Below are 9,376 nucleotides of genomic sequence, written 5' to 3'. Positions count from 1 at the left end.
TTGGCCTGCTAGGGCTTCAAGCCACCTGGCGCAGACTCAGACCAGCGGCTTGACGAACCGCCGGATGCGGGCCCGCATGTCCGGTGGTGTGAGAGGAGGGCCGGGCGACCCGGCCCTCCTACTCGATTTGTGTGGTGATGGGGGAATGGGCCGGGGAGACGGTCGGTCCGGACGTGTGGGAGACGTGCCGGGAGCTGATCCCGGCCGGGAGCGTGTTCGCGTTCCTGGCCGAGCACCATGGCGTGTTGTTCGGGGCGGTGATGTTCGCCGACATGTACCCCTCGGCGAACGGTCGGCCGAGCATGCCGCCACAGATCCTGGCCGCGCTGCCGGCCTGTTCACCAGCGCGTCCGCGTTGAGGTGCTGGCAGGTCGGTAAAACACGGTCGGGTTACGAGTGGAGGACGTCAAGTGCGTCCCAGTGCTCTTCTACTCTGCGCATGGCGTTCGTGGCTCGCTCAGGTCGCAGTGAGTGCAACCTGGCGAGCAGCCCGTACATCACTGATATCGGGGCGGTCATCGATTGGAAGCTGAGCAGGCCCTCCGTGGGCACGACCATTACGTGGGCGGCGTGTTCGGCGAGCGGGGAGGAGATGGTGTCGGTGACCGCGCAAACGGTCGCGCCGTTCGACTTGGCCAGCTGGGCGGCGACCACCGTTTCGCGAAGCAGGCGCCAGAAGCTGATGACCACGGCGCAGTCGTCCTGGCCGAGCTCCCCCAGTGCCGCGGCGAGGTGCGGCCCGCCCCGCTGTTCCATCGTGATGGGGAATCCCATCACCGAGCCGATGTGGGTGAGCGTGTGGCCGACGATCGCGTAGCTGCCGGACGCGATGACGAGCGTGCGGTTCGACCGCTCTATCGCCGCGGCGGTGGCCTCGACCGCGTCTTCGTCCACGGTGGAGAGCGCCAGTTGCAGGTTCTCCGCATCCCGTCGCAGGCTCGCCGCCAGCGGGCTGCCCTGGACCGAAGACTGCGACAGGGTCACCGACTCGTGCGGGGGGAGGGTGCTGAGGAAATGGTGCCGCAGCTCCGACTGGAAGGCGGGCCACCCCTGGAATCCGAGGTGCTGGGCCAGACGTATCACGGTCGCGACATTCACGCCGGTCTGACGTGCAATTTCTCCGGCGCTGGCATACGAGGCGGTCTGCGGGTTCGCCTCCAGGAAGCGGCACAACATGGCGGCCTTCCCGCTCAGATCATGTCGGCTGACGAGTTCGGCGAGCCATTCCCGCACCTGCGGACCCCCTGGCGGTATTGAGAACGATCAAGGCACGTGCCCAGCCTACTCAGCGGTCGGTCCGCGGTTCCCGCGCGGCGGCGCGCCGCCGCGCGGGAACCGCGGACGGCACGTTAGCCGGTTACGTTGAGGATGATGTCGGCGATGAGGGCCGAACCCAGGTAGGTGCCGATGAACACCAGGATCGCCACGGTGATCAGGCGCCAGCCTGAGCGGGCGAAGCGCACCGCCTCACTGCGGGACAGTCCGAGCCCGGCGTAGACCAGGATGGGGGTGGCGAGGGCGAGGAACTCGACCTGCGACACCTGCTCCACGATCCATTCCGAACCCGGTGTCCACGGGGTGGACAGCAGAATGCCCACGCCTGAGATCCACACGATGGCGGGGACCCCGAGGGGGACCACCTGCCGTATCACCACGCCGACGAACGCGATGCCCAGGATGATCAGCATGCCGGGGACGGCCGCGGAGATCGGCACGTCAGGGCCGACGGTGTTGCCGACCAGCGCGATCAGCGTGACGATCGTGAGTGCGACGGCGTGTTCTCCGAGGCCCATCTCGTGGGTACGCTCGGCCGCCGGCGGGACGGTCTCGCTCATGACGATGCTCCTTCTCGCTGGGCACGGTCCCCGCGGGTGCGGCGCTTTTCGACGGCGCCGTACCAGCGCTCCACCGCGGGGAGGGCGAGCAGGAGCGCGGCGTACAGGCCGGTGCCGACGGTGAGCAGGTTGCTCGCTCCGGCCAGGGCGAGGATCTCGTCCTTCGATGCGGGCGCGACCTCGGCGATGGAACCCGCGCAGGCGGCCATCATGCTGCTGCTTCCGACACCGCAGGCCATCGCGAGCGCTTCGACGGACAGCCAGCCGAGGCTGCCCATCCAGCCGCCCAGGAAGGCGAAGACGATGGTGCCGAAGAGCGTCCCGCTGATGTAGACGCCCATCACGCCGTGGCCTTCCCTGCTGTCGAGCCCGTACTTCTCGGCGATGATCAGCAGGCTCGATTCCCGGGCCACCGAGAAGGTCGCGCCGATCGCTTCACGTCCCATCTTGAGCAGGAACACCGCCACCGGGAAGGCGAGCACGATCGTGCCCAGGTTCCCCAGTTCCTGGAAGAGGAGGGCGGGACCGGCCGCGATGATGTCCTTGAGTGCTGGGCCGATGACGGTTCCGAGCTTGGCCACGATGGGGAAGGCCGCCACCACGATGTAGCCGGCCGCCACACGGGTGCTCCGGGACGACAGCAGGCGGCGTGCGACGGGCGTGATCTCGGGGTTGACGGCCAGCCCCATGACGTACGCGTACAGCAGCGGGAGGAACAGGACGAGTCCCGGGCCCAGCTTGAAGGATCGCGTGCCGATGAGTTCTGAGACGACCACGACCGCCAGCGCGACCCCGTGAAGCAGGAGGATCGGGCCTATTCGTGCGGTCAGTGGGGGGTCGGGTCTGCGGTGAACGGCTTCCATGTTCTCTCCCACTTCACCGGAATCTTGCAGCTATTGCTGCATTGAAGTGAGAACGCAGCATACGTTGCAACGATGTCGGCGTCAACGCCTGTGACCTGCTGATTTATCCGAGTCCGCGGCCCAGGCTAACGATCGGACGGACCCGAATCTTCGGGCATCGGAGTCGGTGCCGTTGGTGGTGGCGGAGTCTTGACGACCTCAGGTACGCAACATACGCTGCGACTTCATCAATCTGCAGTGACCATTGCTTGGAGGAGTGTTGTCACCACCAGTGGGAGTCATCGGGCTCGGTGCCATGGGAGCGGGGATGGCCGGCCGGGTGGCTCAGGCCGGCCTGCTGAGCCGGGCCTACGACATCGATCCGGCCCGTACCGCACCGTTCGGCGAAGCCGCCGCGAACTCCGCGGCGGAGGTCTTCGAGGCGGGCACGGTCGTCCTGCTCTCCCTACCCGGGGCGGCCCAGGTCGAGTCGGTGCTCACCGCCATGCCCGCGCACGGCGGCCGGAACGGTACGGCCGCGATCACCGTGGTCGACACCACCACCCGGTCGCCCCAGCAGGCCCGGGACCTCGCTCGGCTGGTCACCGCCGCCGGACACCACTACCTCGACGCCCCCGTCAGCGGCGGTGCGCTCGCAGCGGAACAAGGCACCCTGCGCGTCATGATCGGCGGGGACGACACCGCCCTGGCCGGAGCCCGGCAGGCGCTTGAGGCCATCAGCGGTGGCAACCACGTCCATGTGGGGCCGGTTGGGGCGGGCAGCGCCTGCAAGCTGATGAACAACATCTTGTACGCCGCCAACCTGGTGACCGTCGGCGAGGCGATCTACGTGGCCCAGGCGCACGGAGTGGCGCCGACCGCCTTCCTCGACGCGCTCAACGGCGCCTCCGGCAGGAGCGTCGCCAGCGAGCTGGTCTATCCGCGGTTCGTCCTGTCCGGCGGTTACGACAGCCGGTTCGCCATCGGGCTGATACGACGCGATGTCGAACTGGCCATTTCGTCCCTTCCCGCGGGATGCCGGGCGCCCGTGCTGGAGCTGCTGCGCACGGTGTGGGCCCAGTCGGCCGCGTTCATCGCCGACGGCGACGACACCACGCACATCTTCGAAGCACTGCCCGCCATCGCGGACGCACACGGACCGGAGGCTCACCGATGACCACCCCCGCCCCCGCAGCCAATCGGCTCACCGAACTACTCGATGGGGTCGTCGCCGGCTTCGACATCACCAGCCCGCACGTCGTCGGCGCCGAGCAGGTGGCAGGTGACCCGTCCGGCACCGCCCAGCGGCTCACCGATCCGACGACCGGTGCTCCCCTCTACGACTATCTGCCCGCGTCCGCGGCCCTCGTGGACGCGGCGGTCGCGTCGGCGGCCCGCGCGCAGCGGACCTGGGCCCGCCTGGCCCCCGCCGAGCGCGGCCTGCGCCTGACCCGCCTGGCCGACCTGCTGCTGGAGCACGCGCCCGTGCTCGCCGAAGCCGAGTCCCGCACGGTCGGCAAACCGATCCGGGAGACCCGGGCCGAAATGGCTCTCACCGCGAACTCGATCCGCTACTTCGCCGGCTGGGCCGACAAGAACAGCGGCCTGGTACCGCCCACCGGCGACGACATCGTCAACGTCGTGACCCGTGTACCCCTCGGGGTGCTCGGCCTGCTGACCCCCTGGAACGCCCCGGTGGTGACGGCCGGCACGAATCTGGGCCCGATGCTCGCCACCGGAAACGCGGTGGTGGTCAAACCGAGCGAGCTCACCCCCCTCACCACCGCGGTCATCGCGCTGCTCGCCGCCCGGGCCGGGCTGCCCGCCGGGCTGGTCAACGTCGTCGCCGGCCCGGGTGACCCGTCGGGCCGAGCGCTTGTCGCCCACGAGGGCGTCGCGAAGGTGACCTTCATCGGATCCCTGGGAACCGGCCGCCGGGTGGCGGCGGACGCGGCCGCGCGCGGCGCCGGTGCGGTGCTGGAACTCGGCGGCAAATCGGCTCAGATCGTCTTTTCCGACGCCGACCTCGACCGGGCCGTGCCCGCGATCGTCTCAGGGATCTTCGGCTCTGCGGGCCAGAGCTGCACGGCCGGCTCCCGCCTGCTGGTGGACGAGCGCATCGCCGACACGGTGCTGGACCGGGTCCGGCAGGCGACCGCGGCGCTGGTGCCCGGCGACCCCGTCGAGGCGGAGACGACTCTCGGCCCCCTGGTCAGCGCCGCGCACTACGACCGGGTCCGCGGTTTCCTCGACCGGGCCCGCGACGCGGGCGGGCAGGTGCTGGCCGGCGGGGGACGGCCCGAACGGGCGGGCTGCCGGACCGGCTACTTCCTGGAGCCCACGATCGTCGCTTCGGACCCGGCGCACGAGCTGGCCCGGGAGGAGGTCTTCGGCCCGGTGCTGTCGGTGATGCGCTTCGCCGGGGAGCCCGAGGCGATCGAGATGGCCAACGCGACCCCCTACGACCTGGGAGGTTCGGTGTGGACGGCGGACATCGACCGGGCCTTCCGGGTGGCGCGCGCGGTCCGCTCCGGAGTCTTCTGGATCAACACCTACAAGGTTCTGCACCCTGGTTCCCCGTTCGGGGGCGCCCACGGGAGCGGCTACGGGCGCAGCTCCGGCGTGGCTGCTCTGACCGAGTACACCCGGACGAGGAGCCTCCTGGTCAAGGTCGATCCGGGTGAGGGCGCATGACGGGCGACGTTCCCGCCGGGTCGCACGAGCCCGGCCCGCCGTCCTCCGATCCGCGTTCGCCGATGGGAAGCGGTCAGGTCGCCGAACTCAAGCGGGCCTGCCTGGCGGCGATCGACGCGGCACGACCGCGGATCGAGGCGCTGAACGACCGGCTGCTCCGCACACCCGAGACCGGGTTCAACGAACACGCCACGGCGAGGATCGTCGCACAGGCCCTCGGTGAACTGGACCTGGTGCCTCGAACGGGCCTGGCCGGCACGGGCGTGAAGGCCCGGCTGCGGGGGCGCTCGCCGGGGCCGTCCGTGGCGATCATGGGTGAGCTGGACGCCATGCGCGCCCCCGGCCACCCCTTCGCGGATCCCGTCACCGGCGCGGCGCACACCTGCGGTCACCATGCACAGCTCGCCTCGATGCTCGCCTCCGTGTTCGGTCTGCGTGAGGTGGCCTCGGCCCTGGACGGCGACGTCGTCTTGTTCGCCGTGCCCGCCGAGGAGTGCATCGAGCTGGGCGGGCGGCTGGCCAGACGTGACCGCGGCGAGATCGAGTTCATCGTCGGCAAGCCGGAGTTGATCCGGCTCGGTGAGTTCGACGACATCGACCTGGCGCTGCTGACCCATACGGCCGGAGCCGCCGACGAGTCCGCCTACGACGTCGAGGTGACCCTCAACGGCGGGTTGACCAAGCTGGTCACCTTCGAAGGGACGGCCTCCCACGCCGCGTCGGCCCCGTGGGAGGGGGTGAGCGCGCTGAAGGCCGCGATGCTGGCCGGTGGGGCGATCGACGCCCACCGCGAGAGCTTCCGGGACGATGACTGCGCGCGGGTTCACTGGGTGCTGACCGAGCCCGGCCATTCGCTCACCGTCGTCCCGGACCGGGTGCGGATGGAACTGATGGTCCGCGCCCGCACGGTGGAGGCGTTGAAGCGGCTGGCGGCGAGGGTGGACCGGGCACTCGCCGCGGGGGCGGTCGCGATGGGCTGCGCCGTCTCGATCCGCACGGTGTCCGGCTACCTGCCCTTCACCCCCGACGCCTCGCTTGCGGACGTGGTCGAGAACAACGCACACGCTCTCGTCCATGCGGGGCCGGTCCGGCGCCACGGCGGCCACGTCGGGGGATGCAGCGATGTGGGGGACCTGTCCCATCTCATCCCGCTCGTCCAGCCGATGGCCGCCAGCGGCAACAGCGCCCCGATCCACGGGGACGGGTACTGGCCCACCGACGTGGAGGCGGCCGTCATCACGCCCGCCAAGGTCATGGCGGCCACGGTCATCGACCTGCTGGCCCATGGCGCGGCCGAGGCGAGACGGATCGTGCACGGACGCGAGGCACCGGACCGGGATGCCTACCTCGCGTTGCGGCGCGCCTTCGACAGCGAGGTCCGATTCGACGGCGGCTCCGCGCCGGCGCTCATCACGGAACGTGCCCGGAAGGAGCTCGGATGACAGCGACTCCGGCCGGCCCGGCCCGGCCCGCAAGCGGCCCTGTCCCGGCATACGGCCGCATGTTCGATCTGACGGGACGCGACGCGGTCGTCATCGGTGCCGCCAGCGGCATCGGAGCCGCCGCCGCTGCGGCGCTGGCCGCCTTCGGTGCCTCGGTCACCTGCGCGGACGTCGACGAGGCCGGGCTCGCCACCACCGTCGAGCACATTACCGGCCAAGGCGGCGCGGGACGGGCGATGGTGACCGACATCCGCTCGCCGGAGCACCTGCGGCGGCTCGCGGACCGGTGCGACCGCGCCCGGATCCTCCTGGTGACACCGGCGACGAACGTACGCAAGCGGATCAGCGATGTCACCGACGAGGACTTCGACCGGATCGTCGACCTGAACCTGCGGGGGATGTTCCTGGCGGTGCGCGAGTTCGGCCGCCGGATGGCGGCACAGGGCAGCGGCAGCATCATCACCGTCTCCTCGATCCGCAGCCAGGTGGTCGAACCCGGGCAGGCCGTGTACGCCGCGACCAAGGCCGCGGTGGTCCAGCTCACGCGCGCCGCGGCCGTCGAGTGGGGCCCGTGCGGTGTGCGGGCCAACGTGCTGGTGCCCGGCATCGTGGACACGCCGCTGGCCGCGCAGATCCAGGCCGATCCGGCGTGGCGGCGGGCGTACGCGGAAAGGAGCGCGCTGCGCCGGTGGGGCCGGCCGGACGAACTGGCCGGCGCGGTCGTGTACCTCGCCTCGGACGCGGCCGGTTATGTGACGGGAAGCTCCGTGGTGGTGGACGGCGGCTGGCTGGCCATCGACGGCCGCTACGAACCGGAGGTGTGATCGGTGCCCGAGACGGTACCCCCGGCCACGCTGCGGGCCAACGAGCGGCTGGCCCGGTACTACGCCGCGCTTCCGCGGCCGTACCGGCGGACGGCGGCCGAGCTGCGGGCGGCGCGGGAGGACGGCCGGACGATCCACGGTCCGGTCGTCCGGCTCCCCCGCTGCGAGGATGTTCTCCTGCACGCCGAGGAACGTGCCGTCCGCATCAGGGTCTCCCGTCCCCGGCACGGTGTCGCGCGGGGTCTCGTCCTGCACTGCCACGCCGGCGGTTTCGTGACCGGGAGCCCCGACTGGGAGGACGAGCGCCTCACCGCACTCGCCGACGAGTGCGGGGCGGTCGTGGCCGGCGTGGCCTACCGGCTCGCACCCGAGCATCCGTATCCCGCGGGCCTCGACGACGTCACCGCGGCGCTGGCATGGGCGGCCGCCGCGGGCCGTGCAGAGTACGGTGTGGACCGGGTCCTGGTCGCCGGGGAGTCGGCTGGGGCCAACCTGGCCGTGCTGGCGCTGATCCGGCTCCGGGAGCGGACCGGCGCGGTGGCCGTTGACGGCGCGGCGCTGAGCTACGGATTCTTCGACCTGCGGTTGACCGCGGGTGCGCGTCGGCCGCCCCGGCCGTTCCTCGGGCTGGACGCCGCCACCCTGACCTGGTTCCGCGAACAGTACGCCCCAGGGATGCCGGCGTCACAGCCGGAACTGTCCCCCGTCCTCGCCGACCTTTCCGGCCTGCCGCCCGCGCTGTTGGTGGTGGGCACGGCCGACCCGCTCCACGATGACTCAGTGCTCTTGGCCGAACGCTGGCGGGCCGCCGGCGGCGCGGCGAGGCTGCACCGGGTACCGGGCGGGGCACACGGATGCGATCTCCTGCCGTTCGACTCACCCGCCCGGCGGGAGATCGTCCGGGTGAGGTCGCGGTTCATCGCCGACATCCTGTCGGGCGGACCGTAGAGAGGGCCGTGTCGCCGCCGCCGGGCCGGTCCGGTGGCGCCCGTCGTTCCGGGGAATGGCGCGGGTCAGGGACCGAGCCCGCGCATGACCAGCCCGACGTGCTCGCGGACGGCCTCATCCGACAGAGGCAGGTGGCCGACCAGCAGCCGGAAGTACAGGGGCGCGTAGAGAAGGTCGAGCACGACGTCGGGGTCGGCCGGCCGGATGTCGCCCGCCGTGATCGCGGCGCGCACGATCGCGACGCCCTCTTCGCGGCGCTTGTTGATGTAGCCCTCGCGAAAGGCGCGGGCGATCTCGGGATTGGACTGGCCTTCGGCGATCAGAGCGGCGATCGCGGTCCCGGTGTCCCCCCGGAAGGCCGCCGCCATCTTCAGCAGCCGGTCCTCGACCTGGCCGGGCCGCAGATTCTCCGGGTAGGGCAGGACGTCGGCCGATCTGCGGAGGAAGGCGGTCATGATCACTGCCGCGCGGTTCGGCCACCATTTGTAGATGGTCGCCTTGCTGACGCCCGCCCGGTTCGCGATCGCCTCGACGGTCGTCGCCTCCAGCCCGCGGGACATCAGCAGGTCGTAGGCGGCGTCGAGGATCTCGGTCTCCGAACGCGGTGCCGTCCGGGTTCGCCCGCCCTTGGCGGCATGCCCGGGGACGGACGACATCGCCGCACCTCCCACCATGATCTGTCAGCCGGGGACGCCGCCGGCAGGTTGCCGCGATCCACCCTAGTGTCGCCGGGCGCCTCCGTACCGGACGTCCGGTCACCGCAGCGGGTGGGCACCGGGCGGGGAATCCGC

The 9,376-nt window shown here is 71.1% G+C and carries 10 protein-coding genes; 6 read left to right on the top strand and 4 right to left on the bottom strand.

Annotated features, from left to right (window positions below; translation table 11 throughout):
• Positions 1-134 precede the first annotated feature (134 nt).
• The gene (locus E1289_RS33940; protein ID WP_207929329.1) at positions 135-359 is read left to right on the top strand and encodes a hypothetical protein; all 225 of its coding nucleotides are present in this window, start codon (positions 135-137) and stop codon (positions 357-359) included.
• A 31-nt stretch (positions 360-390) separates the two neighbouring features.
• Here E1289_RS33940 and E1289_RS33935 read toward each other — a convergent pair whose 3' ends face one another.
• From E1289_RS33935 to E1289_RS33925, 3 genes are all read right to left on the bottom strand, one after another.
• Positions 391-1,233: a MurR/RpiR family transcriptional regulator gene (locus E1289_RS33935; RefSeq protein ID WP_131987646.1), complete on the bottom strand. Its 843-nt coding sequence runs from the start codon at positions 1,231-1,233 to the stop codon at positions 391-393.
• Between the two features lie 116 nt (positions 1,234-1,349).
• Positions 1,350-1,835 (bottom strand): hypothetical protein, encoded by a 486-nt coding sequence (locus E1289_RS33930; protein WP_131987644.1) that lies wholly within the window; start codon positions 1,833-1,835, stop codon positions 1,350-1,352.
• A complete protein-coding gene (locus E1289_RS33925; RefSeq protein ID WP_131987642.1) occupies positions 1,832-2,698 on the bottom strand; it encodes a DUF3100 domain-containing protein in 867 nt (288 codons plus the stop codon). The genes E1289_RS33930 and E1289_RS33925 overlap by 4 nt, the downstream gene beginning before the upstream one ends.
• 256 nt (positions 2,699-2,954) lie before the next feature.
• Here E1289_RS33925 and E1289_RS33920 point away from each other — a divergent pair, with 256 nt between their 5' ends.
• From E1289_RS33920 to E1289_RS33900, 5 genes are read left to right on the top strand one after another with little or no spacing between them, the layout of a single operon-like run.
• Positions 2,955-3,854: an NAD(P)-dependent oxidoreductase gene (locus E1289_RS33920; protein WP_347813608.1), complete on the top strand. Its 900-nt coding sequence runs from the start codon at positions 2,955-2,957 to the stop codon at positions 3,852-3,854.
• Complete coding sequence (locus E1289_RS33915; protein ID WP_165970719.1) at positions 3,851-5,371, top strand: aldehyde dehydrogenase family protein; 1,521 nt, start codon at positions 3,851-3,853, stop codon at positions 5,369-5,371. The genes E1289_RS33920 and E1289_RS33915 overlap by 4 nt, the downstream gene beginning before the upstream one ends.
• Complete coding sequence (locus E1289_RS33910; protein ID WP_207929328.1) at positions 5,368-6,813, top strand: M20/M25/M40 family metallo-hydrolase; 1,446 nt, start codon at positions 5,368-5,370, stop codon at positions 6,811-6,813. The genes E1289_RS33915 and E1289_RS33910 overlap by 4 nt, the downstream gene beginning before the upstream one ends.
• Positions 6,810-7,637: an SDR family oxidoreductase gene (locus tag E1289_RS33905; RefSeq protein ID WP_243713329.1), complete on the top strand. Its 828-nt coding sequence runs from the start codon at positions 6,810-6,812 to the stop codon at positions 7,635-7,637. Before E1289_RS33910 ends, E1289_RS33905 begins: the two co-directional genes overlap by 4 nt.
• Positions 7,638-7,640: 3 nt before the next feature.
• Complete coding sequence (locus E1289_RS33900; RefSeq protein ID WP_131987636.1) at positions 7,641-8,585, top strand: alpha/beta hydrolase; 945 nt, start codon at positions 7,641-7,643, stop codon at positions 8,583-8,585.
• A 65-nt stretch (positions 8,586-8,650) separates the two neighbouring features.
• Here E1289_RS33900 and E1289_RS33895 read toward each other — a convergent pair whose 3' ends face one another.
• Entirely contained in the window at positions 8,651-9,241 is a 591-nt protein-coding gene (locus E1289_RS33895) for a TetR/AcrR family transcriptional regulator (protein ID WP_165970718.1), read from the bottom strand.
• Positions 9,242-9,376: the final 135 nt, after the last annotated feature.

The sequence above is a fragment of the Actinomadura sp. 6K520 genome, from assembly GCF_004349245.1.
Classification (GTDB): Bacteria; Actinomycetota; Actinomycetes; order Streptosporangiales; family Streptosporangiaceae; genus Spirillospora.
Note: the sequence above shows the minus strand (reverse complement) of the source record. Positions and strands in the feature narration are given on the sequence as shown.